Origin of the sequence: Sphaerisporangium corydalis (genome assembly GCF_025506355.1) — a bacterium.
Lineage (GTDB): Bacteria > Actinomycetota > Actinomycetes > Streptosporangiales > Streptosporangiaceae > Sphaerisporangium > Sphaerisporangium corydalis.
Map to the genome: position 1 here is coordinate 94,366 of NZ_JANZYP010000019.1, position 26,135 is coordinate 120,500.

Below are 26,135 nucleotides of genomic sequence, written 5' to 3' on the forward strand. Positions count from 1 at the left end.
CTAAATAGGCGTTTATTCCATTAGATGAGCGAGGTCATGGTGTTAGGGCGGAGCGGAGGCGAAGGCGGCGGATGTCCGAAATCAAGCGACGCCCTTTACAATGTAGATCATTGAATCGGCACCTGGTGCCCGGGGCGTCGCGGCGATGCAGAGTGGAGGGGAACGGCCCTGAAGGCCGTCACGGGGTGCTCGGCGCCATGCCGCCAGGACCTGGGGCGTGGCGGATCCGCTCCGGACGGGACCGGCCCGGAGACGGTGAGAGGAGATGCCAGTGCAACTGATCATGTCCACGGACACACTGCCCCCCGAGGAGCGGTTCGACGGCTGGCTGGACCAGATGTCCCAGCTCGTGGTGCCGGTGCGGTTCACCTCGGGCAACCGGGCCGATTTCCGCGGCAGGATCGAGGCCGCCGACCTGGGGGCCGTCCAGATCTCCTCCCATGTCCTGCCCGAGACCGACGCGTACCGGACCTCACGGCTGATCCGCCGGTCCGATCCGGAGATCCTCTACCTCCTCGTCGCCCAGAGCGGGCCGATCGCCCTCACGCAGGATCGCAAGCGCGTCACGCTGGGCCATCTTGACATGGCGCTCTTCCACACCTCGCGCCCGTACCACGTCCGCACGCACGGGAAGCATGTCAACCGGGCGCTCCTGATCGCGATCCCCGGCGGCCTGCTGCCCTTCGCCGCCGGCGCGCTGGAGCAGAGCGTCGCCAAGGTGCTTCCTGGGGCTCACGGTTTCGGCGCGCTGGTCTCACGTTTCCTCGGTGGCCTGGCCACCGTCACCGGCTCCGCCTCGCCCGCCGACCTGGTACGGCTGGGCATCTCGCTGACCGACCTGGTCACCATGCTGCTCGGCCACCACCTGGACGCCGCCGTGCCCCCGGAGACCGAGCAGCGCGCCTTGCTGCTGCGCGTCCACGCGCACATCCAGCGGAACCTCGGGGACCACCGGCTGTCCCCGGCGACGATCGCCGACGCGCACAGCGTCTCCCTGCGCACCCTGCAACGGCTGTTCGCGTCGCAGAACACGACCGTCGCCGCCTGGATCCGCGCGCGGCGACTCGAAAGCTGCCGCCGTGACCTCGTGCGGCCCGGCGGCGAGCGTGAGCCCATCCACGTCACGGGGGCCCGCTGGGGATTCTCCGACCCGGCCGTCTTCACCCGCGCCTTCCGTGCCGCGTACGGGACCAGCCCGCGCGACTACCGGAACCGGTACCCCGGTGGCGGGCCGCTCCCCCGCGGCATGGACACGGGGACGAATGTGTGATCTCCTCGCATCGTTGATCACCGGTTTCTGGGCCGGAGGACGTCATGACCGAGGACGCGTCGGGCTGGAGATCCGTCCGCCCTGAGCTGGTCGGGCGGGCCCGCGAGCTGGGCATGGTCGAGGCGGCCCTCGCCGGCGGGTGCCGCATGATCCTCATCGACGGCGAGCCCGGCGTCGGCAAGACCCGGCTGCTCGAGCACCTGGTCGAGCGGGCGCGCGCGGCCGGGCGGACCGTGCTCAACGGCGGTGCCACCGAATTCGAGAGTCTCGTCCCGTTCGGTATGTACGTGGAGGTCTTCACCCGCCTCTCCGATGACGACGCCGGCCGTGACCGCCCGGGCGAGCTCGCCGAGGCGGCCCTTCGGACCCTGCTGTCGGCGGGTCAGACCGATCGCGGACGGCTGGATCGCTACCACACCTATCGCGGCATCCGATCTCTCCTGGCCCATTCGTCCGCCGGGCGCGGGGCCGTGCTGGTGCTGGACGACCTGCACTGGGCGGACGCGGCGTCACTCGAACTGACCGAGTTCCTCCTGCGGCGGCCGCCGCCCGGCGGGTTCCTGCTGGCGGTCGCCTGCCGGTCGAGCATGATCCCGCCGGTGCTCGGCGACGCCGTGGCCGGGCAGGATCCGCCGGTCATGCGGCTGAGCCTGGGCCCGCTGGACGAGGACGCCGCGGCCCTGCTCATGCCCTCCGACGTGGACCCGCGCAGGCGGCGGCTGGTGTACCAGGTCAGCGGGGGCAATCCACTGTTCGTCCGGGCGCTGCTGGCCGCCGGCGACGACCCCCTGGAGGAGCTGGCCGAGGGCCGGCCCGGCGCGTCGCTCGCCCTGGAGCAGCCGCTGCCGGCGGTGCTGCGCAGGGAACTGGACCGGCTCACCCCGACCGGCCGCCTGGCGGCGAAGGCGGCGGCGGTCGCCGGCGAGCTGGCCTCGATCGTCGTCATCGCCCACGTCGCCGAACTCGACCCCGCCGTCGCCGCCGCCGCCGTGGACGAGCTGTGCGCGCAGGGACTGGGCACCCTGGCGGGCACCCGGTTCGCCTTCCGCCACCCGCTGGTGCGCGCCACCGCCTACGACGAGTGCGGACCGGGCTGGCGCCTCGCCGCCCACGCCCGGATCGCCGACCACCTGCGCCGTACCGGCGGGCCGCCTGCGCTGCTGGCCCACCACACCGAGCGGTGCGCCGAGCCCGGCGACGAGCGGGCGGCCAGGACACTGGGCGACGCGGGCATCGCGTACCTGGAGTCGGCCCCGGCGACCGCCGTCCGGCTGCTCGGCGAGGCCCTGCGCGTGCTGCCCGGACGTGACGACCTGGTGCCGTACCGCGCCCACCTGCTCACCGGCCTGGCGCGCGGCACCGGCGTGATGGGCTCGCTGACGGAGAGCCGGCGCATTCTGCACGAGGTCATCGACTTGCCGCCCGAGGTGGCCGCGGCGGCGGTGGCCTTCTCCTCGGTGGTGTCGCGCCTGCTCGGCCGGCTGGACGAGGCGCGGGCCCTGCTGAGCGCCCAGATCCGGCGGACCGGGCAGGTGGGGCGGGTGCGGACGCAGCTCCTGGTGGAGCTGGCCGCCGTGGCGGTGCTGCGGTCGGACCCGGCCGACGCCCGCCGGCACGCGCTCGAGGCCATCGGGCACCTGTCCGGCGAGAACGACCCCGCGCTCGGCTCGGCGGCGCACGCCATCCTGGCCCTGGCCTGCCTGCAGGACGGCGACATCGCCGCCGCGCGGTCGCACAGCAGGCGGGCCGGCTGGCTGATGGACGGCGCCCCGGACGCCGCCCTGGCCCGGCACATGGAGCTCGTCGCGCCGCTGTCGTGGAGCGAGACCTGCCTCCAGCGGCCTGCGGACGCCGAGCGCCACCTGGCCAGGGGCATCGACCTGGCGACGATGTCCGGCCGCAGCTACGCGATGCCGTACCTGCTGATCGCGCGGGCCCGCCACCTGGCCAGGGCCGGCCGCCTGGCGGAGGCCATCGACGTCGCCGAGCACGCCGCCGTCGCCTCCGACTACATCGGCAGCAGCGAGACGCTGGCGATGGCCCGGTGCGTCATGCTGCTGCCGGTGCTGTGGCGGCACGGCGTCCGGCCCGCCGTGGCGCTCGCCGACCGGCTCGCCGCGGCCGGTCCCGGTTCGGCCTGGTGGCAGGCGGTGGTGCACGTGTCGGTGGCCCGGGTCCGGCTGGCGGCGGACGGGCGCCCCGACGCGGATCACCTGCCGCCGCTGCCGCCCATGCTCTCCCGGGACACCGAGGTGGAACGGCTGGCGGTGCGGTCGATCCGCGCCGGGTCCGACGGCGACGCCGGCACCGCGCTCGCCTGGTCGGCGACCGCGGTGGCCGCCGCGACCGGCGGCCCGGCGTACCAGCTCGGCGTCGCCTACGACGCCCGTGCCCGCGCGCTGTGCCGCCGCGACGACCTGGCCGGGGCCGCGGTGGCGGCCAGGACCGCCGCCGAGCGGTTCGGCGAGAGCGGCGCCGTCGTCGAACGGGGGCTGGCGCACCAGCTCCTCGCCGACATCCACGGCCGCATGGGGGACGTGGCGTCGTGCCGCGCCGTCATCGGCCTGGCCAAGAGCGCCTACCGGGAGTCGGGCGCGGACTGGCTCGCCGGTCAGCTGACCCGGGTGGAACGGCGGCTCGCCGCGCGGGCCCCCCGGCACGCGGCGCGCGCCGGGCCGGGGGTGCTGACCGCGCGGGAGCGCCAGGTGGCGGAGCTCGTCGGCCAGGGGCTGACCAACCGTGAGGTGGCCGAGCGGCTCCAGGTCAGCCAGAAGACGGTGGAGACCCACGTCGCGAGCATCTTCAGCAAGCTCGACGTGCGCTCCCGGGTGGCGCTCGCCCGGCGGCTGGCGAGCCGGGGCGACATCCCGATCGACGGGTGACGCCCCGGCGGTGCCGGTGGGTGAGGGTCAGCCGCCGTCGCCCGTGCCCAGCCAGTCGTCGATCATCTGCTGGATCTCGGTCGGGTCGACCTTCTCCTTCTTCTCACAGGGGTCGGACTTCACGGTCCGGCTGAACTGGACCCAGGTGAGGTCCATGGGAGCGCTCAGGCCACCGCCGCTCAGCGTGGACGTCGAGACCGTCACGTTCACCTGGTACCCCGGATTCACGGCCACGAGATCGCAGGGATCCCCCGTGGAGCCGTTGGTGGGCATCCCCTCCGCCGGTACCCCGGTCGGCGCGCTGCTGTAGGTGGCCGGGATCCAGGTCGACGGTGCCGGGCCGCCACCGGGTGAACCGCCCCCCGGGCCGCCGACCGTGGGCGCTCCGAAGATCGGCGGGAGCGGGACCGGGTTGTTGACCACCTCGATCGGGATCGTTATCTCGCCGTCGGTGTTGATGAAGTGGCAGATGCTGTCGATGTCGGCCTCTTCGCACACCTCCTCAGGGTTGTTTCTCGCCCATTCCTCGAACTCGTCGTCGGTGTCCGGTCCCCCGGCGGAGACCTGCGCGTCCACGTGCACGCGGTTGAAGTCGGGGCCCTTCGGGAACCAGGCGGGGAACACGACGGTCATCCAGTTCGCCAGCGCCTGGCCGAGCACCACGGCGCCCGGCTCGTTGGGGTGGAAGCTCTCCTGGTAGGCCTTGAAGAACTTGAACTGCCCGAAGACCCTGCCCCGGTACACCACGCCGTTGAAGTAGGAGTCCGGCTGGCCGAGCTCGTGGCCGGCCACCACGCTGGTGCCGTTCGGCCCGGCGGTGTTGGGGTCGAACACGTGCACCTTGACGTTGGGGAACCTGGCGCGGAACCGGTCGACCGCGTCCTTGATCGCCTGGTTCACCGCGACGGCGAACGGATACATCATGTCCAGGGCCGCGCCGGAGATCTGCGTGGTGTCGGAGTTCCCCGACGGTTTGATGGCCAGCGGGTAGAGCGCGACGATGATCTCCGCCTGGTTCGCGGCGGTGTTCACGTCGACCAGTCCCTGCTCGACGTTCGCCGAGACCTGCGGCATCCGCTTGAACAGCCGCTGCACCTCCATCTGGACGGCGCGGATCTGCCGCGACACCCAGTTCGCCCGGGTCCACCGCCAGAAGTACACGTCGAACGCGGTGGACATCAGCGACCCGAAGCCGGCGTCGTTGCCGCCGAGGCCGAAGTAGACGAGGTTGGTGTCGGAGGGGACGCCTTGGAGCTGGGGCGGGTTCCTGATCTCGGTGCACTTCTTGCACTCGGTCTGCGCCTTGGTGAGGTGCTTGGTCTCGGCTCCCGACGACGCGTTGAAGATCATACGGTCGGCGCCCCAGGTGCTGGGGATCTCGGTGGGGAAGGCCGTGTACTCGCCGAGCTGGTAGCGGTTCACCTCCAGGTAGTCGAACGCCAGCAGGAACGGCGCGAGCCCGGACTGATGCCGGTAGTCCTCCTCGCCGCCCGGCTTGGCCTTGTAGACGTGGTTCCGGCTCGCGCCCTCACCGACGGTGTAGCTGTCGCCGAACCCGGCCCAGATGAGCGGCACCGGCGTGGACGGCACGGTCGGCCCGTTGGTGGGCGGCAGGGTCGGCCCGGTGGGCGGCCAGCCCGGTTTGAACGTCGGGATGGTCGGCGGCGTGGTCGGCCGGATGGGCGGCGGGCCCGCGCTGGCGGGGAGGCCGCTGAAGACGGTCGCGGCGAGTGCGAGCACGAGCCCGATCAGGCCCAGCCGCAGTGCCACGAATTTCCGCCGTAATCGTCGCGGTGGGGGCATGGGAATGCCTTCCTGTTCGGAGGGGGCGAAACGGGGGGCATCGCTGCACGCATCATCCGCCGCCGGGCCCCCGCTAACATCGGGTGCTCTCCCCCCGACCACCCTGAGTGTTCTCCCGCCCGACCACCCTGAGTGTTCACCGCGTGAACACCCTGGATGCCCTCCCGGACGCCCTCGCCGCGGGTAGTGGCCCTTCCTTGTGATTTTTCGGTACATGTACGGATGCAGCTACGTATGTACGGCGCCGTCCCGTGGCCCTACCGTCACGCACAAGCACACCCCCGTGTGTGAGCATCCATTTCTCCCCGCCCCCCGAGTCCCACACATCGCGCCGTCCGGCGACCGGTGACGGCGCGATGAGCGCTGCCCGCCTACAAGGCGAGGGCGCGGTAGTGGGATGCCGAGAAAGGAAACGCGCATGAGGCGCACAGCCGTCCTCACAGCGACCGTGGCCATGGCCCTGATGGGCCTGGTCGGGTCCGCGATGCCCGCCACCGCGCAGGCGCCACCGGGAAGCACCCGGAACGAGGTCCCCCTCGCCGCCCTGGCGCCCCCCGACATCAGCCTGACGAACGTCAAGGCCCACCTGAGCCAGCTGCAGAGCATCGCCAGCTCCAACGGCGGCACCCGCAGGTCGACCACGTCCGGGTACACCGCGTCGGTCTCCTACGTCGAGCAGAGACTGCAGGCCGCCGGCTACACCACCCGGCGCGTGACCTGCTCGCCGGGCTGCACCAGCGGCGCCGGTCCTGACCTGATCGCCGACTGGCCGGGCGGGGACGAGAGCCAGGTCATCATGGCCGGCGCCCACCTGGACAGCGTGTCGGCGGGCCCGGGCATCAACGACAACGGCTCGGGCTCCTCGATGACGCTGGAGGTCGCGCTGACCCTGGCCGCGCAGAACCCGGCGATGAGCAAGCACGTGCGGTTCGGCTGGTGGAGCGACGAGGAGCAGGGCCTCCTCGGCTCGCGCGCCTACGTCAGCTCGCTCAGCTCGACCGACCGCTCCAGGATCAAGCAGTACCTCAACTTCGACATGATCGGCTCCACCAACGGCGGCTACTTCGTCAACAACATCACCACCGCGGCCGCCGTCGACCTGCGCGCGTTCTACACCAACCTCGGCCTGCAGCCGGAGGAGAACACCGAGGGCGCCAACCGCTCCGACGACGCCTCCTTCCGCAACGCGGGCATCCCCACCTCCGGTGTCGCGGCCGGCGCCAGCGCCACCAAGACCTCGGCGCAGGCCGCCAAGTGGGGCGGCACGGCGGGACGGGCGTACGACTCCTGCTATCACCAGTCGTGCGACACGACGGCCAACATCAACGACACCGTCCTCGACCGGGCGGGCGACGCGCTGGCGTACGCGATCTGGACCCAGGCCGTGGGCACCTCCACCGGCAGGGACTTCTCGATCGGCGCCAGCCCCGCGACGGGCTCGGTGCAGGCGGGCCAGACGGCCACGACCACGATCGGCACCACGACGACCTCGGGCACCGCGCAGACGGTGAGCCTCACGGCGTCCGGGCTGCCCAGTGGCGCCACCGCGAGCTTCAGCCCGGCGTCGGTGACCTCGGGCGGCTCCTCGACGCTCTCCCTCGCCACCTCGGCGTCCACGCCGGCCGGCACGTACGCCGTCACCGTCACCGGCACCGGTCAGACCGCGACCCACACCACGACCTACACGGTGACGGTCGGCGGCACCGGCGGGGGCCGGACGTTCACCAACGGCACCAACTTCACGATCAACGACCTGTCGACGATCAACAGCCCGGTCACCTCGACCGCCACCGGCAGCGCCGTCTCGCCGGTCCAGGTGAGCGTGACGATCTCGCACACCTGCGCCGAGGACCTGCGGATCCGCCTGCGCGGCCCGAACGGGACGTACTACACCATCGACAGCAGCGGCGGCTCGTCCTGCACCTCCTACGGCACCCGCACCTACTCGGTACCGGTCAGCCAGCAGGCCGCCGGAACCTGGACCCTGCAGGTGACCGACGAGTTCCGGCTCGACACCGGTTTCCTCGACACCTGGAGCGTCACGGTCTGACCCTGCCAGGACCCGGGCGATCCGGCGGGCGAGCGGCCCGCACGGCCGGGTGAGCACCACGTCGGGCACACGACCCCCGCGTCGACGGCACGCGCCCCCGCCAGAGATTCTCCGGCGGGGGCGTTCCGGCTTTCGGGGGCGCTCCCCGGCCAGGGGGCGGAGCGGCAGGCCATGCGGCCCGAACGCACACACTTGCCCATGTCATCCGACGAATATGAAGAAACCGCTTGCCGCTTTGAGCCAATATCTAGATTTATGCCCGTTGACAGCGGCAAGGGCCCGGATGACGATGGCGGAGTCATTGGACCTTTCATGGGAGTTCTTCCATGCGACTCAGATCAGTCCTGGCGACAGTGGGCGCGCTCACGCTCCTGTTCACCCTCGCCCTGGCAGGTGGATCCGCCCAGGCGGCACCCGGGCGCAACTACGTCCCCGACGACGCGTTCACCTCCTCACGCACCCAGTGGTGGCGGGACGCGCACTTCGGGATGTTCATGCACTTCGGCCTCTACAGCGCCTACCGCGGCGAGTACACCCGTCCCGACGGGACGGTCTGCCGGGACGCCGAATGGATCGAGCGCCAGTGCGCGATCCCGGCGGCGACGTACGAGGCCAAGGCCGCGTCGTTCAATCCGTCCTCCTTCGACGCCAGTGCCGTGATCGGCGCGGCTAAGGCGGCGGGGCAGAAGTACCTCGTCATCACCGCCAAGCACCACGACGGCTTCGCGATGTGGCCGACGGCCGTGAACAACTGGAACATCCGCGACCGGACCCCGTTCAAGCGGGACATCCTCGCCGAACTCGCCGTCGCCGCCCGGGCCCAGGGCGTCAAGCTCGGCTTCTACTACTCCATCTGGGACTGGCACGACCCCGACGCCCAGCCCGGCGGCTCCAACTACGCCGCCTACGTGACCCGGATGAAGGCCCAGGTGAGAGAGCTGCTGACCAATTACGGCGACATCGCCGTGATGTGGTTCGACGGCGAGTGGGAGGCGCCGTGGACCGCGCAGCAGGGCGCGCAACTGGAGGACTACGTCCGGACCCTGTCGCCCGGCACCATCGTCAACAACCGGGTCGGCACCCGCGGCATCGCCGACGGCGACTTCGGCACCCCCGAACAGGAGATCCCCGCGACGCCGGCCGACGGCCAGCTGTGGGAGTCGTGCATGACGGTCAACGACCACTGGGGCTTCGCCGCCTACGACACGAACTACAAGTCCAGCGCCACCCTCACCCGTAACCTGGTCGGCATCGCCGCGAGCAGCGGGAACTACCTGCTCAACGTCGGCCCCGACGAGCGCGGCGTCATCCCCTCGACCGCGGTCAGCCGGCTGGCCGGAGTCGGGACCTGGCTGAACACCAACGGAGCGGCCGTCTACGGCGCCGGCTACACCGGCCTGGTCAGCAAACCCTCCTGGGGCGTGGTCAGCCGTAACGGCAACCGCCTCTACGCCTCCGTCTACAACTGGCCGTCCTCAGGCACGCCGCTGCACCTGACGGCGAGGGCCCCGTTCACCATCACCGGCGCCCGCGTGCTGGCCAACGGTGCCGCCGTGTCGGTGACCGCGTCCGGGGACGGCTACGACCTGCGGCCCTCCGGCTCGGCCCCCGACTCGACCGCCTCGGTGATCGCGCTGGACATCACGCCGACGACCGCCCGGTCGGTCGGCACGGGTTCCGGGCTGACCGCGCAGTTCTGGGCCAACACCACCTTCAGCGGCTCTCCCGCGGTCACCCGCGTCGACCCCACCGTCAACGCCAACTGGCAGTACGAGGGCTCCCCCGCCTCCAGCATCCCCTCCACCAACTTCTCCGCCCGCTGGACCGGGCAGGTCGAGCCCCGCTACAGCCAGACCTACACCTTCGCCACGCTGAGCGACGACACCGTGCGGCTGTGGGTCAACGGCCAGCTCCTGATCAACGACACCTCCCCGCACGGCGCGAAGATCGACAAGGGCACGATCACGCTGACCGCCGGGCAGCGGTACTCGATCACCATGGAGCACACCCAGAGCGGCGGGGCGTCGAACGCGAAGCTGTTCTGGTCGAGCCCCGACACACCCCAGCAGATCGTCCCCGCCACCCAGCTCTACCCGTCGAGCACGCCGGCCGCCACCATCCTCAACGACAACGCCGCCGGGATCACCTACACCGGCGCCTGGAGCACCAGCACCGGGCGCGGCTTCGGCGACCACAACGACGACGTCCACTACACGACCACCAACGGCGACGCGGTCTCCCACACCTTCACCGGCACCGGCGTCGACTTCCTCACCGAGCGGAACAGCGACCAGGGCGTCGTCGACTTCTACATCGACGGGGTCCTGCAGTCCTCCGTGAACACCTCCAACTCGACCCGGCAGACCCAGCAGGTCGTCTACTCCCGGCGCGGGCTCTCGTCCGGCTCGCACACCCTGCGGGCCGTCAAGCGCTCCGGCACCTACATGCTCGTGGACCGGATCGACGTCTACACCGGCTGATCCGCGCCGGCTCCGCGAGCCTGACCCCGTCAGGCTCGCGGAGCCCCTGCCCCGGCCCGATCCCCGTGCCGCTGGGATCGGGCACCCGGGGGCGGTGATCCAGGCGGACGACGGCGAATCTCCTTAATAAAAAGGAAACCTTCCTATTGACAAGGAATCTCACCCGGGTGTTACATCCTCTTAATTTAAGCAGTGAAGGTACTTCCCGCAGCATGGGAGACGTTCGCGCGCGCCTCCGCACAGCGTGACGGGGCCGGCCGTGGCCCGTGCCCGGTAAGGACCGCAGACCGGAGGTCTCCATGCGCAAACCCCGGCTCCTTCTCATGGCCGCGGCCGTGCTCGTCACCCTGGCCACCAGCCTGGTCTCCGTCACCGGCAACGACCGCGCCGAGGCCGCCATCGGCCCGGTCACCTGGTCGGACGAGTTCAACGGTGCCGCGGGAACGTCCATCGACGGTTCCAAGTGGAAATTCGACACCGGGGGCAGCGGCTGGGGCAACAACGAACTGGAGTACTACACCAACTCGACCCGCAACGTGTACCAGGACGGGCAGGGCCACCTGGCCATCACCGCCCGCAGGGAGAACCCGTCCAACCTCCAGTGCCACTACGGCACCTGTCAGTACACCTCCGGCCGCATCCTGACCGCGGACAAGTTCAGCCAGACCTACGGCCGCTTCGAGGCCAGCATCAAGATCCCCAAGGGCCAGGGCATCTGGCCGGCGTTCTGGACGCTCGGCGGCGGGAACTGGCCCACCACCGGCGAGATCGACATCATGGAGAACGTCGGCAGCACGCCGAACACCGTCTACGGCACCGTGCACGGCCCCGGCTACTCCGGCGGCAGCGGCGTCGGCGGCAACCGCACGATCGGCGCGCCGCTCGGCGACGGCTTCCACAACTACCGGATCGACTGGTCGCCCAACCTCATCATCTGGTATCTGGACGGCTCGGAGTACTTCCGCGTCACGCCGGCCGGCATCCGCGGCAACCAGTGGGTCTTCGACCACCCGTTCTTCATGATCCTCAACGTGGCGGTCGGCGGCTACTGGCCGGGCAACCCGGACGCCGGCACCGTCTTCCCGCAGACGATGCTGGTCGACTACGTCCGGGTGTCCGGATGGACCAGCGACGGGCCCGGGACCGGGAACGCGCTCCGGTCCAGCCTGAACGGACGCTGCATCGACATCCCCAGCGCCAACCCCGCCGACGGCGCCCGGCTGCAGATGTGGGACTGCAACGGCAGCGCCGCCCAGCAGTGGTCGGTCAACAGTGACGGCACGGTCCGCGCGATGGGCAAGTGCATGGACGCCGCGGCGGCCGGCACCGCCAACGGCACGGCGATCCAGCTCTACACGTGCAACGGCACCGCCGCCCAGCGCTTCACGCTGTCCTCGGCCGGCGACCTGGTCAACGTGGCCGCCAACCGATGTGTGGACATCGCCAACGTCAACCCCGCGAACGGCGCCGTTCTCCACCTGTGGGACTGCAACGGCGCGTCCAACCAGAAGTGGACGCGCGCCTGACCCTTCTCGACCCCGAAGGCCGGCGGCCCTCACCGCCGGCCTTCCCGGGAAGACGGGGTGGCGCGGGGCAGGACGGTGAGGGCGATGAGGACGGCGGCGGCCAGCAGGACGGCGCAGAGGGTGAGGCCCAGGGCGTAGCCGTCGGTGAGGGTCGCCGGGGTGGTGATGGGACCGGTGCGGGTGTGGGCGGCGGTGCCGAGGGCGGCGAGCCCGAGCGAGGCGCCGATCTGGCGTGAGCTGTTGAGCAGGGCCGAGGCGGTGCCGGTCTCGTGGGACGGGACGCCGCTGGTGGCGATGGAGACGATCGGTCCGAGGCAGAGGCCGAAGCCGACGCTGGCGATGAGCGAGGGGGCGAGGACGCCGCTGAGGTAGGTGCCGTCCGGGCTGATCAGGCCGAACAGGGCGAACGCGGCGGCGCTCAGGGTGCCGCCGATGATCAGCAGGGTCCGTGGCGGGAGGCGGTAGCCCAGCTTGACCGCCAGGGCGGCGCCGATGATCACGCCGAGGGCGAAGGGCAGGAACTCAAGGCCGGTCAGGGCCGGGCCGGTCGCCAGGACGCGTTGCAGGTACAGCGACATGAAGTAGAAGGCGGAGGCCATGGCGGCGCCGACCACCAGGTTGTAGGCGTTGGCGCCGGCGACCGCGCGGTTGGCGAACAGGCCCAGCCGCAGCAGCGGCTCGCGGGTGGTGGTCCGTTCGAGCTGGACGAAGGCGGCCAGCAGTGCGGCGGCGACGGCCAGGGTGGTGAGGGTGACCGGTGAGGTCCAGGGGTACTGGTCGGTGCGGACGACGCCGAACACCAGCAGGGTCATGCCCGCGGTGACCAGGACGGCGCCGAGGACGTCGGGGCGGCCCGCGCGGACCGGGGGCGGACCGGCGCCGACGCCCCGCCAGGCCAGGGCCAGCGCGACCGCGGCCATCGGCACGCTGACGAACATCACCCACCGCCAGCCGGCGTACTGGGTGAGCAGGCCGCCGATCAGGACGCCGATGGCGCCGCCGGCGGCGTTCATCGCCGCCCACACCCCGAAGGCCCGCACCCGCGCCCTGCCGGTGGGGAACGCCGAGGTCAGCGACGCCAGCGCGGCCGGAGCCAGCGCGGCGGCCCCGACGCCCTGGGCCAGGCGGGCGGCCACGAGCTGGCCGGGGTTCTGCGCGAAGCCGCCCAGCAGGGAGGCCAGGCCGAACACCGCCAGCCCGAGCAGCAGGACCCGTTTGCGCCCGTACCGGTCGGCGGCCTTGCCGCCCAGCAGCAGCAACCCGCCGAAGGTGAGCGCGTAGGCGTGGATCACCCAGGTCAGGCCCACCGCGCTGAAACCGAGGCCGGCGGCGATGCGCGGGAGCCCGACGTTCACGACCGACAGGTCCAGCGACACCATGAACTGCACCACCGCGACCGCGGCCAGCGTCAGCCCCGGCCGGGCACCCGGGTCGGCGGCCGATCCCCTGCTCGCCGGTTCCGTGCTCGCCGATTCCACGTTTGCCGGTTCCGCGTTTGCCGGTTCCACGTTTGCCGGTTCCGTGCGCGTCACCGCGACTCAGTCCTTTGTGCCGTGCCCGTCGCCGGTGTCCCGCTCGTGCCGGGTCCGGGTGCGAGAGGTGCCGGCCGGCGGCCTCCCGGCTCGTGGGGCGGGAACCCGCCCTTGCCTCGAATCATCCGCATGCCGGAAATAGTGGTGTCCGGGCTGGTCAGCGGTCGTCCTGCTCAGGGAGACTCATTCGTCCGGCACTTGGGAGGTAGCGTCGGCCCGCATACATCGCGGGGAGTACAGATTTATTACGACATGCGGCGGACGACCCTCGGCGGAAAAAACCCTAATCTACACAAATGAGGTTCATGGACCGGTGGCGACCGCTCGCCCAGGACGGCCTGCTCGCCGCGATGATGGCCCTCCTGCTGACGATCGTCGTGGTCGAGACACCGGGCACGGGCGCCTTGGACCTCGCGGCCGTCCTCGCCGGCTCGCTCGGGCTCGTCGCCTGGCGGCGGGCGCCCCTGGTGTCGCTGATCGTCAGCACGGCCGGCATGCTCGTGGTCACGGCGCACGTCCAGCCGGGCCTGGCGGCCGCCTTCCCCGTGATGATCTCGGTGTTCGCCGCGGTCAGGGCCGGTCATCCGGTGCCCGCGGCGCTGGCGGGCGTCGCCTTCCTGGGCACCGACCTGGCGGCGAAGCTGCCCGGCGCCGACGGGCCCGTGCGGAACCTCCAGAGCAGCGCGCTGCTGGTCGGCTGGTTCGTGGCGGCCGGCGTGACCGCGACGGTGACCCGGCACCGGCAGGCGTACCTGGAGGAGGCCGAGCAGCGGGCCGCCGAGGCCGAGCGCACCCGCGAGGAGGCGGCCATGCGCCGCGCGGGCGAGGAGCGGCTGCGCATCGCCAGGGAGCTGCACGACTCGCTCACGCACAGCATCTCGATCATCAAGGTCCAGGCCGGGGTGGCCGTCCACCTGGCACGCAAGCGTGGCGAGGACGTGCCGCCCGCGCTGCTGGCCATCCAGGAGGCCAGCGGTGACGCCATGCGCGAACTGCGCGCCACCCTGGAGGTGCTGCGCGACCCCGACGGCCCAGTCGGCCCCGACGGCTCCGGCGGCTCCGGCGGCTCCGGCGGCTCCGGCGGCGAGGCCACTGCCAGCGGCCTGGACCGGCTCGGCGACCTGGTGGAACGGGCCCGCTCGACCGGGCTGCCCGCCACGGTGACGATCTCCGGCACGCGGCGGGAGCTGCCGGCCGAGGTGGACCGGGCCGCGTACCGGATCGTCCAGGAGGCGCTCACCAACGTCGCAAGGCACTCCGGCGGGGCGGCCGCGGCGGTGCGCATCGACTACGCGGACGAGCTCATCGTGCAGGTCGACGACGACGGCACGGCCGACCCGGACGCGCCGCCCGTGCCCGGCACGGGACTGCTCGGCATGCGCGAGCGCGTCGCGGCACTCGGCGGCCGGCTGCGGGCCGAGCCCCGCCCCGGGGGCGGCTTCACCGTACGCGCCGAACTCCCTCTCGGCAGCGCCGAGCCTTCTCCCGAACGGGCCGGGCCCCGCCGTGCGGACGGCGCCGCCACGCCCCCCGGACCTCGCCGTGCGGACGGCGCCGCCACGCCCCCCGGACCTCGCCGTGCGGACGGCGCCGCCACGCCCCCCGAGCCTTCCCTCGAGAGCGGCGTCACCGCGCGCGCCGGGCTTCCTCTTGGGGAAGCTTCGTGATCCGCGTGCTGCTCGTGGACGACCAGGCGCTCATTCGCGGCGGCTTCCGGGCGCTGCTGGAGATCGAGGACGACATCGAGGTGGTGGCCGAGGCCGCGAACGGCGAGCGGGCGGTCGCGCTCGCCCTGGAGCACCGGCCCGACGTCGCGCTCGTCGACATCCAGATGCCGGTGATGGACGGCATCGAGGCGACCCGGCTGATCGCCGCCGACGAGCGGCTGAGCGGCGTCCATGTGGTGATCCTCACCAACTACGGCCTCGACGAGTACGTCTTCAACGCGCTCCGCGCCGGCGCCTGCGGTTTCATGGTCAAGGACACCGAGCCCGCCGACCTGCTGCAGGGCGTCAGGGTCGCGGCCCGAGGCGACGCACTGCTGTCCCCCGCGATCACCCGCCGCCTGATCGGCGAGTACGTCGCCCGCCGCCCCGAGCCCGCGCCCCAGGGGCTCGGCGTGCTGACCAACCGCGAACGCGAGGTCACCGCGCTGGTGGCACGCGGCCTGTCCAACGACGAGATCGCCGCCCACATGGTGATCAGCCCGACCACCGCGAAGACGCACGTCAGCAGGGCCATGACCAAGCTGCGTGCCAGGGACCGCGCCCAGCTCGTGGTGTTCGCCTACGAATCGGGCCTCGTCACCCCACGGCGCGGCTGACCGCCGGGCCTCAGGGTGACCACGGCCCGTCAGCGACCCTCGGCCTCGGCGAACACCGTGAGCGCCTCGGTGTCGGAGTAGGTGCCGGTCACGAACTCGGCCACCCACTCCTCGATCTCCTCGAACCCGCTCTCGGCGACCAGCCGGGCGGCCGCGGCCTCGGCGTCGTACGGCGTGCGTCTCAGGGTCACCGCACCGTCGGCGGAGTCCAGCAGCGCCCAGTGGGCGCCCGTGGTGCCGTAGGGCATGCCGACCGCCCCGGGGTTGACCACGAGCCTGCGGTCCACGAGCCGGACGAACGGCATGTGGGTGTTGCCCAGCACCACGGTGTCGGCGGTGACGCCGTCGAGCACCTCGGCCCATCGGGCGAGGGTGCTGTCGACGAGGATCATCTCGTCGTCCCTGCGCGGCGTGGCGTGCACGAACAGGGTGGTGCCGAGCCTGCCGAGGTCGAGCACCTGCCGGGCGGGCAGGCCGGCGAGCAGCTCGACCTGGTCCTCGCGGATCCGCTCGCCCGCCCACTGGGACACGGCGTGCTCGCACCGCTTGCCCGCCGCCACCTCTACGAGCTCCCGGTCGGCGTTGCCGTTGACCCACAGCGCCCGCTCCCCCAGGGAGACCAGCAGGTCGAGCGTCTCGACGGGCAGCGGACCCGCGGCGATGTCACCGGTGAGGACGATCTGGTCGGCCGCGGCCACGTCGGGTTCGGCCAGCACGGCCTCCAGGGCCGGTAGCACCCCGTGGATGTCGGAAAGCACGGCTATGCGCATCCCCTCACTCTGCCCGGCGATCCGGCGCCGCGACGCGGTGTTCGCGCAGCGCGATCAGGTGGCTCGCACCGACGGCCCGCGCAGGAACTCCGCCAGCGAACGCGGTTCGCGGCCCAGGAGACCGGCCACGGTCGTGGTCGTGCTCGCCCAGCGCCCATCCCCGATCCGCGCCATGAGTGGCGATGTACGGCCTCGACCGGCGCCAGGCCGGACTCGTCGCGGGAGCCGTCCACGAGCCACGGTGGCCGTCCTCCTCCGCCCGGTGACCGCGGGTTGACCTCAACAAAGGTTGACGTAGCAGGCTGTCCGCCGGGACAGTGATCCGCTGACGGCAAAAGGGGCGTACTCATGATTCTGGTCACCGGGGCAACGGGCAATGTGGGCCGGCACGTCGTCTCCCTGCTGCTGGACGCGGGGCGTGAGGTGCGGGCGCTGACCCGCGACCCCGGGTCGGCCCGCCTGCCGAAGGGCGCCGAGGTCGTGCGCGGCGACCTGGCCGACCCCTCGACCCTCGGCGCCGCGCTGGACGGGGCCGAGTCGGTGTTCCTGGTCTGGCCCACCCTGTCGGCCGACCACGCCGCCCCCGCGACCATCGAGGCCCTGGCCGGGCGGGCCCGCCGCGTCGTCTACCTGTCCGGGCGCGGCGTGCGGGACGACGACCTGGCGCCCGAGCCGGGGTCCATCCTCGGGTCCCACGTTGCCGTCGAGCGCCTGATCAGGCGGTTCGCGGGGGAATGGACGTTCCTGCGTCCCGGCGGGTTCGCGGCCAACACGCTGATGTGGGCCGCGCAGATCAGGGACACCGGTGTGGTGCGCTGGGCGCACGGCGGCGCGTCCAGGGCGCTGATCCACGAGCGGGACATCGCCGCCTCGGGGGTGATCGCCCTCACCGGCGCCGGGCATGACGGCGCGGCGTACGAGCTGACCGGGCCACGGACGCTGACGCAGATCGAGCAGGTCACCGCGATCGGCCAGGCCATCGGCCGTCCGGTGCGGTGGGAGGAGCTGCCGCACGCGACGGTGGTGCGGGAACTGCTCGGCCAGGGGTGGCCGGCCGCCGTCGCGGAGGGGGTGCTCAGCGCGCACGCGGGGATGGTGGCGGTGCCGGAGACCACCACGTCCACGGTCGAGAAGCTCACCGGGGCTCCGGCGACCCCCTTCGAGTCCTGGGCCCGCGACCATGCCGCCGACTTCCGCTGACCCGGCTGCCTGGTGACCTCTGCCTGACCCGTCCGGGCCGGCCGGGCACGCGGCGCGCGGCGGATCGGTGCCGCCGATGGTTTCGCAGGGGTGTGGCGTGGCAGGCTCACCAGCGTGAACGACATGTGGGATCTGGTGGTGGTCGGAGCGGGCCCGGCGGGATCGGCGGCGGCCCTGCGCGCGAGGCAGCTACGGCCGGACGCGCGCGTGCTCCTGCTCGACAAGGCCGACTTCCCCCGGGACAAGGCCTGCGGCGACGGCATCGCCGCCCATGGCATCGACGAGCTCGACCTCCTCGGCCTGCCGGGCCTGGTCGCCGACTACCTGCCCATCCGGCGCCTCTCGGTGCTCTCCCCCGGCGGGGCAGAGGTGTCCGCCACGGTGGCCAGGCCCAACCACGTCGTCCCCCGCAAGGTCTTCGACGCCCGCCTGGTCGACGCGGCCCGTGACCGTGGCGTCGAGGTCCGCCGGCACCGCGTCCGGGCCGTCGAGGCGCGGGACGGGCACGTCGTCGTCGACGGCACGTTCACCGCCCGCGCCGTCGTCGCCGCCGACGGCGCGAGCTCCACCGTGCGGCGCCTGGCGGGCGTCCCGGCCACGGCCGAGAAGCACACCGCCATCGCCGTCCGGGGGTACGCCGACGTGCCCGCCGGCGACGACGTCCAGCTCATCGCCATGCAGAAGGAGGGATGGCCCGCGTACGCGTGGTCGTTCCCGATCGGCGACGGCACCGCCAACGTCGGCTACGGGATGCTGCTGCCCCGGCTGCACGCCACCGGGCTGCCCGGGCGCCAGGTGCTGCACGGGCGGCTCGCCGAACTGCTGCCCCACCTGCCCGCCCGCGACCTGCGCGCCCACCACCTGCCGCTGTCCCCCGGACGGCCGAGGTTCGGCGTGGGCCGGGTGATGCTGGCCGGCGACGCGGCCAGCCTGATCAACCCGCTCACCGGCGAGGGCATCTACTACGCCCTGCTGTCCGGGCGGCTGGCCGGGGAGGCCGCCGTGCGGGCCGCCGCCGACCCGCTCGCCGCCTACCGGCGCGACATGAGGAAGGCGCTCGGACGGCACCTGCGCACCACCGACGTGCTCGCCCGCGCCGCCCAGTCCCCCCGCTTCATCGACGCGGCGATCGGCACCGCCGCGGGACGGCAGGAGGTGTTCGACCTGCTCGTCGACGTCGGCCTCGGCGCGGGCACGGTGCCGCTCCCGCTCGCCTGGGCGGTGGTCCGGCGCTGGCTGCGCGATCTCGTCCGCTGACCCGCGCCGGACGGCACCGGGCGCGTTCACGGGTTCGGCGCGCCAGACGGCCGGCGTCCACAGGTTGGGCGTAGCCGGACGGCCGGCGTTCACGGGTTCAGCGTCGCGGGACGGGCGGCGTTCACGGGTTGGGCGTCGCGGGCATGAGGCGGCGGGCGCCGGGGCCCTCGCTCGCGAGGACGTCGAGCGGGTTGGCGAGGTGGCAGGTGCTCAGCGACAGGCAGCCGCAGCCGATGCAGTCGGTGAGGTTGTCGCGGAGGGCCTGCAATTGGGTGATGCGGGCGTCCAGCTCGGCCCGCCAGGCCGTGGACAGCCGTGCCCAGTCGTCGCGTGTCGGGGTGCGCTCGTGCGGGAGCTCGTCGAGGGCGGCGCGGATCTTGGCCAGCGGGATGCCGACCCGCTGGGAGGCCCGGATGAAGGCGACGCGGCGCAGGGTGTCGCGGGCGTAGCGGCGCTGGTTGCCGGCCGTCCGGCTGCTGGTGATCAGCCCGTGCCGTTCGTAGAAGTGCAGGGCGGACACCGCCACGCCGCTGCGCTCGGCGACCTGGCCGACGGTGAGCTCGTGGAACATGGTCCGGGCGCGAGGCATGGCTCCAGCCTAGCCTGACATCAACAATGGTTGAGGTCATGGGTCGCCCTCCCCCTCGATCGCGGGCCAAAGGTGGAATTCTGCCGACTTTTCGTTATCCGGGGCCGGGGCGAGGGTCTCCCTATGTAGGAGCGAACGTGTCCCTGATCCCGAACCCGACGAAGGACCTCATACATGAGTGAGACTGTTCCCGGCGGTACCGCAGGTCGCGGCGGCCATCTGGTCCGGCGCCTCGCGCTGGCGGGCGCGCTGGCCGCCGTCCTCGGCGCCTCGATGGTGAACGCCACCCTCCCCGCGAGCGCGGCCGAGGCCCCCGTCTCCCAGGGCCGGGCCGTCACCGCGTCCTCCTCCGAGCGCGCGGACCTGTCCCCGGCGGCCGCGGTGGACGGCAAGACCGGCACCCGCTGGTCCAGCAAGTTCAGCGACCCCCAATGGCTCCGGGTCGACCTCGGCAAGACCACCACCATCAGCAAAATCGTCCTGAACTGGGAACGCGCCTACGCCACCGCCTTCACCATCCAGACCTCCAACGACGGCGGCACGTGGACCACCATCCGTTCCACGACCGCCGGCAAGGAGGGCACGCAGACCCTGGCCGTGTCCGGATCCGGGCGGTACGTACGGCTCTACGCCACCAAGCGCTCCAGCCAGTACGGCGTCTCGCTGTGGGAGTTCCAGGTCTTCGGCACCGGGACGACCACCCCCACCAAGCCGACCCCCAGCACCACGCCGACCAAGCCCGCGCCGAGCGCGAGTCCCAGCGGGCCGGCTCCCGCCGGGCCCTCCGGCAAGAAGGGGGTGGGCGTGTGGCAGATGCCCGGCGTGAGCACGGCGCTCGCCGCTTCCGGGGCGGACTGGTACTACACCTGGTCGACCGGTCATAACGGCATCACCACCCCCAAGTCCGCGGAGTTCGTCCCGATGGTGTGGGGCGCCGCCAGCGTCACCGACGCCAACCTCGCCCAGGCCAAGAGCGCCGGCCCGTACCTGCTCGGCTTCAACGAGCCGGACATGGCCGCGCAGTCCAACATGACCGTGGACAAGGCGCTGTCCCTGTGGCCGAAGCTCCAGGCCGCCGGCAGCGTGCTCGGCAGCCCGGCCGTCGCGTTCGGCGGGGACAGGGCGGGCGGCTGGCTGGACCGGTTCATGACCGGGGCGGCCTCCCGTGGGTACCGGGTCGACTTCATCACGCTGCACTGGTACGGCGGCGACTTCCGCGCCGACGCCGCGACCGGGCAGCTCAAGTCGTACCTGCAGGCGGTGTACCAGCGCTACCACAAGCCGATCTGGCTCACCGAGTACGCCCTGATCGACTTCTCGAACGGCACCCGGTTCCCGACCGACGCGCAGCAGGCCGCGTTCGTCACCGCGTCCACCCAGATGCTGGGCTCGCTGTCCTACGTGCAGCGGTACGCGTGGTTCGGGCTGGGCGCCTCCGACACCGAGCCGAGCAGCGGCCTGTTCCACGGCAACGGTTCGGCGACCCCGGCGGGCCGCGCCTTCCAAGCGGCCCGCTGACCCGCACGCCGCCGGCCGGGCGCTCTCCCGGCCGGCGGTCTCCGGCATGTTCCCCGGTTTTCGTTATCGCCCGCTCCCCCGCCGGTCTCCTGTACAGGAGCGAACGCGCCCGGCCCCGACTTTCCGTACCGAAGGACCTCATCGATGAGCGACACCCTCCCGCGCGGCACCGCGTCAGGTCGCGGAGGCGGCCGGCGAGCCCGCCGCCTCGTCCTCGCGGGCGCGCTGGCCGCCGTCCTCGGCGCGTCGGCGGTGAACACCGTCCTGCCGGCGAGCGCGGCGGACGCCCCGCTGTCCCAGGGCCGGGCCGTCACCGCGTCCTCCTCCGAACGCGCGGACCTGTCCCCGGCGGCCGCGGTGGACGGCAAGACCGGCACCCGCTGGTCCAGCAAGTTCAGCGACCCCCAATGGCTCCGGGTCGACCTCGGCAAGACCACCGCCATCAGCAAGATCGTCCTGAACTGGGAACGCGCCTACGCCACCGCCTTCACCATCCAGACCTCCAACGACGGCGGCACGTGGACCACCATCCGTTCCACGACCGCCGGCCTCGACGGCGTCCAGACGCTGAACGTGTCCGGGTCCGGGCGGTACGTGCGCCTGTACGCGACCAAGCGCTCCAGCCAGTACGGCGTCTCGCTGTGGGAGTTCCAGGTCTTCGGCACCGGAACGACCACCCCCACCAAGCCGACCCCCAGCACCACGCCGACCAAGCCCGCGCCGAGCACCACGCCGACCGAGCCGTCCGGCGACCCGAGCAAGGGCCCGGTGCCGCCGGGCGCCGTACGGGTGGCGGAGTTCGTGGCGGAGTGCCCGGTGACCCACCGGCTGGCCGACGACCCGATCGTGCTGCCCGGGCTCGCGGGCGCGTCGCACATGCACAGTTTCATGGGCAACGCCTCGACCGACGCCGACTCCACGCTCGCGGGCCTGCTGAAGTCCACCAGCAGCTGCAACCCGAAGATCGACCTGTCGTCCTACTGGGTGCCGACCCTGTACGACGGCGACAAGGCGGTCGAACCCACCGGCACCACGTTCTACTACCTGGGTGAGGGTGTCAGCGACCGGCTGATGGGACAGACCCGGGCGTTCCCCCAGGGCCTGAAGATCGTGGCGGGCAACGCCAAGGCCACCGGCGCCAACGACACCAGCATGGCCCGCTGGTCGTGCCTGCACGCCGGCGAGGTGGGGTCCTCGAAGAACTTCGTCAAGTGCCCCGCCGGGACGATGCTGGAGAGCTACCTGGACTTCCCGCACTGCTGGAACGGCAAGGACCTGGACTCGGCCGACCACAAGAGCCACATGGCCTACCCGGTCGGCAACGCCTGCCCCGCCTCCCACCCGGTGATCGTGCCCAAGCTGCGCATGGTGTTGCGGTACCCGGTCAACGGTGACCCCAGCGCCTTCCGCCTGGCGTCCGGTCCCGGTTACACCATGCACGGCGACTTCTTCAACGCCTGGCCCACGGCCGAGATGGAACGGCGCGTCCGCGACTGCATCCGTCCGATCGTCAAGTGCGGCGCCGACGGTACCCCATAACCGACGGCGCTCGCGGAGGGCGGTGGTGCCGCCGAGCACCCCCCGCACCGCCCTCCGCAGGGGGCCGGACCTGGACCACCCGGGCCCGGCCCCCACCTTCATCCCTCCCGCCCACCACGAGCGGCCGCACCGGCGACCCCGGGTGGTCCGGCGAACCGTGCTCGCCACCGGCCTCACCTGCTGACGCCGCGTCCGGCGTGCCGTGCCGCGAACACCCGGCCCGGCCGTGGTTACCGGCGGTTACCAATGGGTAAGATCACCTCACTTCCACTCGCGCTCGTGAGGTGCGAAAACCCACATCGCGACGGAGGCCGTGCTCCCGTCGCCGGCGCGAGCACCTGTGATGACACCTGTTGACGCGCTCGGCATGGCCGTACCCGGAACGGCTTCGGACCCGCCCCCGGTCCTCGGCCCAGGAGTCCGCCCATCACCGCGCGGGGACGCTCGATCGGGAGCATGAGCAAGGCGGCCCAATCATGACGATCCGCCTCGAAACCGACCCCTGAGCGAGCAGGAAGGGGGGCCAGATGTCCGGTAAGCGGAGAAGGCACACCCGCCGGTGGGCGAACCGCGAGCGGCGGGAATGGCTGCGACTGGGCGCCGAGGTGACGCTGGTCGCCTGGCGTACCGCGCTCGCGGTGTGGACCGCGTTGCACGGGGTGTGACCCGCGCACCCGGGTGCGTCTCAGGGGGCCACGAGGGCGACCAGCCAGGCGTCGTGGTCGGTGCGCTTCATGTCGATCTTCTGGCTGAAGCCGAAGGTGAGGTCGCTGGTGGCCATGACGTGCTGGACGTCTCCGTCGCCCTTGCGGAACCAGCCCGGAGGGACGCACTTCTGCGCGTCCGGCGATCCCTTGTACTTCAGGTTCAGGTCGCCGCCGACGACGCTCGGCTTGGCCACCCTCGGAGCGGCCCACAGCGACGGCACGACGCCGCTCATCAGGTAGCGGCACTGGTTGGCGGCCACGGTCCCGCTGGTGCTGGCCAGGTGCGTCGTACAGCCGTAGTAGGCGCCGACCGCGTACGCGCACACCCACGAGCGCTTCTCGTTCGAGGCGGTGTCCTGCGTGGCCGAGCCGCCGGAGGAGTCGGGGTAGACCTCACCGAAGCTCTCGACGCCCTCGTACACCGCGCTCGGCACGTGCCCGACCACCCCGATGCCGTACTGATCGCCGTTGGCGCACAGGTAGGGGGCGTTCCTGCCCCGGTCGTAGGCGGGCATGAAGGACGAATAGACCCAGTCGCCCGGCCAGATCTCCGCCATGACGGCGAACAGGCTGTTCACGACGTCGGCCCGGCAGACCTCGTTCAGCGTCACCAGGTCGGGCCACTGGGACCGTATGACGCCGGCCGCCTCGCCGACCGACAGGCCGTTGTTGTACTTCTTGTAGCAGGAGGCGATACCGCTGTTGCAGAGGTTCATCTGCAACTCCCAGAAGTCGTAGCCGCTCGGCAGCGACCTCGCCGACGGCCTGCGGCCCTGCGCGCCGGGGTCGCTGGGCGGTGCCACGCGGGTCTCGGCGGCGTGCCCCGGCGTGGCGGGGGGTTCGCCGGCACGGGCGGCCGGCCCGGCGAACGCCGTGAGGGCCACCACGACGATCGCGACGGCGAGCCGCACCCCCCGGTCGCTCCTATGGGCGACCCGCGTGCTTACCGAATGGACGAGCCCTGCGCCTTTCCGGCGGGCGGGACACGTGCCTTTCCTGTGGGCGTGCCGCGCTTCGCGCGCGCGAGGTGACCGGAACCGCTCCGCCATGTGCTCCCCCGTCCCCGAGCGCCGCGCGGGTTCCCGCGGCCGTTGACAGCGGGGACACGCGCGGGACGGGCGGCCCGGATGCGGCCGCCACGGCCGGTGACCCCAGTACCCTGCCGGTGAGGTGCGATTTCCCCCTCAATCTGTGATCGTCAACGGGTCTTGTCAAGACCCAAAACCCTGCCCGCACCGGCCGCGCGCGACGACGCGACCGGTGCCGGGCAGGTCCGATCCCGGACGGTCAGGATCCGTACACCTCGAATTCGGAGAGCTGGGCGGCGGGCCAGCCGGTGTTCCCGGTGAAGTTCAGCCGCACGTACCGCATCGGCGTCGAGGCGAACGAGATCGTCACCGCGTTCCCCGTCGCCGGGTCGAACCGGTACCCCACCGGCCCCACGATCGTCGGCAACGGCACGCTCCCCCCGCCTGCCACCGACAACGTCTGCACCCGCGCCCCCCACGACGAGGACGGCGGGAGCTTCAACACCACCCGACCGACCGTCATCACCGAGCCCAGGTCGACCTGGATCCACTGCGGGAACGCGTTGTTCACGCTCTCCCAATACGTGTTCGCGTTCCCGTCCACCGTGTTCGCGGAACCGAACGCCTGAACGTGCCCGCTCTCCGACGTCGCCTTGCCGAGCGCCAGGTTCGTGTTCGGCGCCGTGTCAGTGGTCACGCTCACCGCGTTGGAGGCGGGTGAGTTGTTGCCTGCGGCGTCGCGGGCGGTGACGGTGAAGGTGTAGGCGGTGGCGGGGGTGAGTCCGGTGATGGTGGTGGTGGTGCCGGTGGCGTTGACGATGGTGTCGCCTCGGTGGACCTGGTAGCCGGTGACGGCGACGTTGTCGGTGGAGGCGGTCCAGGTGAGGGTGACGCTGGTGGCGGTCTTGGCGGTCACCGCCAGGTTGCCCGGCGCGGTCGGCGGCTGCGTGTCGCCGCCTCCGCCGCCGGAGGGCCCGTACACCTCGAACTCGCCGAGCTGGGCGGCGGGCCAGCCGGTGTTGCCGGTGAAGTTCAGCCGCAGGTACCGGGCCGTGGTGGAGGCGAACGAGATCGTCACCGCGTTCCCCGTCGCCGGGTCGAACGTGTACCCCATCGACCCCACGATCGTCGGCAATGGCACGCTCCCCCCGGCCGCCACCGACAACGTCTGCACCCGCGTCCCCCACGACGACGACGGCGGCAGCTTCAACACCACCCGACCGACCGTCACCAAAGCGCCCAGATCCACCTGGATCCACTGTGGGAACGCGTTGTTCACGCTCTCCCAATACGTATTCGCATTCCCGTCCACCGTGTTCGCCGAACCGAACACCTGGGCGTGCCCGCTCTCCGACGTCGCCTTACCGAGCGCCAGATTCGGGTCGCCGCCGCCCAATGTGGGCTGGGTCGGCCTTATGGGGGTGAGGGGGATTTGGCCTTTGAGCATTTTGCCGCCGTCGCTGGTGAGGCGGAGGTAGTAGTCGGAGGAGCAGGGGGTGCCGTCTTCGTCGAGGGCGAGCATTCCGGAGTTGGTGGGGACGGTGTTGAGGGTTTCTGCGGTTTTGGCTATTTGGTTTCCTTCGTTGTATTCGTCGAACATGGAGATGTAGATGGCTTGGGCGCCGAGGCGGGTCATGTTGTAGAACTGGCGCCACATGAAG

The 26,135-nt window shown here is 71.9% G+C and carries 18 protein-coding genes; 12 read left to right on the forward strand and 6 right to left on the reverse strand.

The window, feature by feature from the left end; all coding sequences use genetic code 11:
* Window positions 1–271: 271 nt before the first annotated feature.
* Window positions 272–1,270, forward strand: coding sequence for a helix-turn-helix domain-containing protein (locus NYZ98_RS16085; RefSeq protein ID WP_262843588.1), 999 nt, complete (start codon window positions 272–274; stop codon window positions 1,268–1,270).
* 44 nt (window positions 1,271–1,314) lie between these two features.
* On the forward strand, window positions 1,315–4,152 hold the full coding sequence (locus NYZ98_RS16090) for an ATP-binding protein (RefSeq protein ID WP_262843589.1): 2,838 nt from the start codon (window positions 1,315–1,317) through the stop codon (window positions 4,150–4,152).
* 27 nt (window positions 4,153–4,179) lie between these two features.
* Here NYZ98_RS16090 and NYZ98_RS16095 read toward each other — a convergent pair whose 3' ends face one another.
* Window positions 4,180–5,922: an SGNH/GDSL hydrolase family protein gene (locus NYZ98_RS16095; RefSeq protein ID WP_262843590.1), complete on the reverse strand. Its 1,743-nt coding sequence runs from the start codon at window positions 5,920–5,922 to the stop codon at window positions 4,180–4,182.
* Window positions 5,923–6,373: 451 nt separating this feature from the next.
* On the opposite strand from NYZ98_RS16095, the gene NYZ98_RS16100 reads away from it, so the two are divergent.
* From NYZ98_RS16100 to NYZ98_RS16110, 3 genes are all read left to right on the forward strand, one after another.
* On the forward strand, window positions 6,374–8,005 hold the full coding sequence (locus NYZ98_RS16100) for a M28 family metallopeptidase (RefSeq protein WP_262843591.1): 1,632 nt from the start codon (window positions 6,374–6,376) through the stop codon (window positions 8,003–8,005).
* A gap of 326 nt (window positions 8,006–8,331) precedes the next feature.
* Window positions 8,332–10,485 carry an alpha-L-fucosidase gene (locus tag NYZ98_RS16105; RefSeq protein WP_262843592.1) on the forward strand — a complete coding sequence of 718 codons (2,154 nt, stop codon included), beginning with the start codon at window positions 8,332–8,334 and terminating at the stop codon, window positions 10,483–10,485.
* 299 nt (window positions 10,486–10,784) lie between these two features.
* A complete protein-coding gene (locus tag NYZ98_RS16110) occupies window positions 10,785–12,011 on the forward strand; it encodes a family 16 glycosylhydrolase (RefSeq protein ID WP_262843593.1) in 1,227 nt (408 codons plus the stop codon).
* 29 nt (window positions 12,012–12,040) lie between these two features.
* Here the strand turns inward: NYZ98_RS16110 and NYZ98_RS16115 are convergent, their stop codons facing one another.
* Complete coding sequence (locus tag NYZ98_RS16115) at window positions 12,041–13,489, reverse strand: MFS transporter (protein WP_262843594.1); 1,449 nt, start codon at window positions 13,487–13,489, stop codon at window positions 12,041–12,043.
* Window positions 13,490–13,839: 350 nt separating this feature from the next.
* Between NYZ98_RS16115 and NYZ98_RS16120 the strand changes: the two genes are divergently transcribed.
* Together NYZ98_RS16120 and NYZ98_RS16125 are read left to right on the forward strand one after the other, a co-directional pair.
* Complete coding sequence (locus tag NYZ98_RS16120) at window positions 13,840–15,210, forward strand: sensor histidine kinase (protein WP_262843595.1); 1,371 nt, start codon at window positions 13,840–13,842, stop codon at window positions 15,208–15,210.
* A complete protein-coding gene (locus NYZ98_RS16125) occupies window positions 15,207–15,866 on the forward strand; it encodes a response regulator (protein WP_262843596.1) in 660 nt (219 codons plus the stop codon). The genes NYZ98_RS16120 and NYZ98_RS16125 overlap by 4 nt, the downstream gene beginning before the upstream one ends.
* Window positions 15,867–15,895: 29 nt before the next feature.
* Here the strand turns inward: NYZ98_RS16125 and NYZ98_RS16130 are convergent, their stop codons facing one another.
* Window positions 15,896–16,636, reverse strand: a complete 741-nt coding sequence (locus tag NYZ98_RS16130) for a metallophosphoesterase family protein (RefSeq protein WP_262843597.1) — start codon at window positions 16,634–16,636, stop codon at window positions 15,896–15,898.
* A 348-nt stretch (window positions 16,637–16,984) separates the two neighbouring features.
* Between NYZ98_RS16130 and NYZ98_RS16135 the strand changes: the two genes are divergently transcribed.
* Both NYZ98_RS16135 and NYZ98_RS16140 read left to right on the forward strand, forming a co-directional pair.
* Window positions 16,985–17,836 carry an NAD(P)H-binding protein gene (locus NYZ98_RS16135; protein ID WP_262843598.1) on the forward strand — a complete coding sequence of 284 codons (852 nt, stop codon included), beginning with the start codon at window positions 16,985–16,987 and terminating at the stop codon, window positions 17,834–17,836.
* 123 nt (window positions 17,837–17,959) lie between these two features.
* A complete protein-coding gene (locus tag NYZ98_RS16140; protein ID WP_262843606.1) occupies window positions 17,960–19,093 on the forward strand; it encodes an NAD(P)/FAD-dependent oxidoreductase in 1,134 nt (377 codons plus the stop codon).
* Between the two features lie 121 nt (window positions 19,094–19,214).
* On the opposite strand, the gene soxR is transcribed toward NYZ98_RS16140, so the two are convergent.
* Window positions 19,215–19,682 (reverse strand): redox-sensitive transcriptional activator SoxR, encoded by a 468-nt coding sequence (gene soxR / locus NYZ98_RS16145; protein WP_262843599.1) that lies wholly within the window; start codon window positions 19,680–19,682, stop codon window positions 19,215–19,217.
* A 174-nt stretch (window positions 19,683–19,856) separates the two neighbouring features.
* On the opposite strand from soxR, the gene NYZ98_RS16150 reads away from it, so the two are divergent.
* From NYZ98_RS16150 to NYZ98_RS16160, 3 genes are all read left to right on the forward strand, one after another.
* A complete protein-coding gene (locus NYZ98_RS16150) occupies window positions 19,857–21,200 on the forward strand; it encodes a glycosyl hydrolase (protein ID WP_262843600.1) in 1,344 nt (447 codons plus the stop codon).
* Between the two features lie 144 nt (window positions 21,201–21,344).
* The gene (locus NYZ98_RS16155; RefSeq protein WP_262843601.1) at window positions 21,345–22,739 is read left to right on the forward strand and encodes a DUF1996 domain-containing protein; all 1,395 of its coding nucleotides are present in this window, start codon (window positions 21,345–21,347) and stop codon (window positions 22,737–22,739) included.
* 527 nt (window positions 22,740–23,266) lie between these two features.
* Window positions 23,267–23,404 carry a hypothetical protein gene (locus tag NYZ98_RS16160; protein ID WP_262843602.1) on the forward strand — a complete coding sequence of 46 codons (138 nt, stop codon included), beginning with the start codon at window positions 23,267–23,269 and terminating at the stop codon, window positions 23,402–23,404.
* A 20-nt stretch (window positions 23,405–23,424) separates the two neighbouring features.
* Here NYZ98_RS16160 and NYZ98_RS16165 read toward each other — a convergent pair whose 3' ends face one another.
* A complete protein-coding gene (locus NYZ98_RS16165) occupies window positions 23,425–24,357 on the reverse strand; it encodes a hypothetical protein (protein ID WP_262843603.1) in 933 nt (310 codons plus the stop codon).
* 376 nt (window positions 24,358–24,733) lie between these two features.
* On the reverse strand, window positions 24,734–26,135 hold a 1,402-nt coding region (locus NYZ98_RS41370; protein ID WP_316249569.1), incomplete at its 5' end, for a galactose-binding domain-containing protein.

Coding starts and splice junctions, on each gene's coding strand:
- NYZ98_RS16090 (WP_262843589.1), top strand. CDS start 1,315: ATGACCGAGGACGCGTCGGGCTGGAGATCCGTCCGCCCTGAGCTGGTC.
- NYZ98_RS16100 (WP_262843591.1), top strand. CDS start 6,374: ATGAGGCGCACAGCCGTCCTCACAGCGACCGTGGCCATGGCCCTGATG.
- NYZ98_RS16105 (WP_262843592.1), top strand. CDS start 8,332: ATGCGACTCAGATCAGTCCTGGCGACAGTGGGCGCGCTCACGCTCCTG.
- NYZ98_RS16110 (WP_262843593.1), top strand. CDS start 10,785: ATGCGCAAACCCCGGCTCCTTCTCATGGCCGCGGCCGTGCTCGTCACC.
- NYZ98_RS16120 (WP_262843595.1), top strand. CDS start 13,840: ATGAGGTTCATGGACCGGTGGCGACCGCTCGCCCAGGACGGCCTGCTC.
- NYZ98_RS16130 (WP_262843597.1), bottom strand. CDS start 16,636: ATGCGCATAGCCGTGCTTTCCGACATCCACGGGGTGCTACCGGCCCTG.
- NYZ98_RS16135 (WP_262843598.1), top strand. CDS start 16,985: ATGATTCTGGTCACCGGGGCAACGGGCAATGTGGGCCGGCACGTCGTC.
- NYZ98_RS16140 (WP_262843606.1), top strand. CDS start 17,960: ATGTGGGATCTGGTGGTGGTCGGAGCGGGCCCGGCGGGATCGGCGGCG.
- soxR (WP_262843599.1), bottom strand. CDS start 19,682: ATGCCTCGCGCCCGGACCATGTTCCACGAGCTCACCGTCGGCCAGGTC.
- NYZ98_RS16150 (WP_262843600.1), top strand. CDS start 19,857: ATGAGTGAGACTGTTCCCGGCGGTACCGCAGGTCGCGGCGGCCATCTG.
- NYZ98_RS16155 (WP_262843601.1), top strand. CDS start 21,345: ATGAGCGACACCCTCCCGCGCGGCACCGCGTCAGGTCGCGGAGGCGGC.
- NYZ98_RS16160 (WP_262843602.1), top strand. CDS start 23,267: ATGTCCGGTAAGCGGAGAAGGCACACCCGCCGGTGGGCGAACCGCGAG.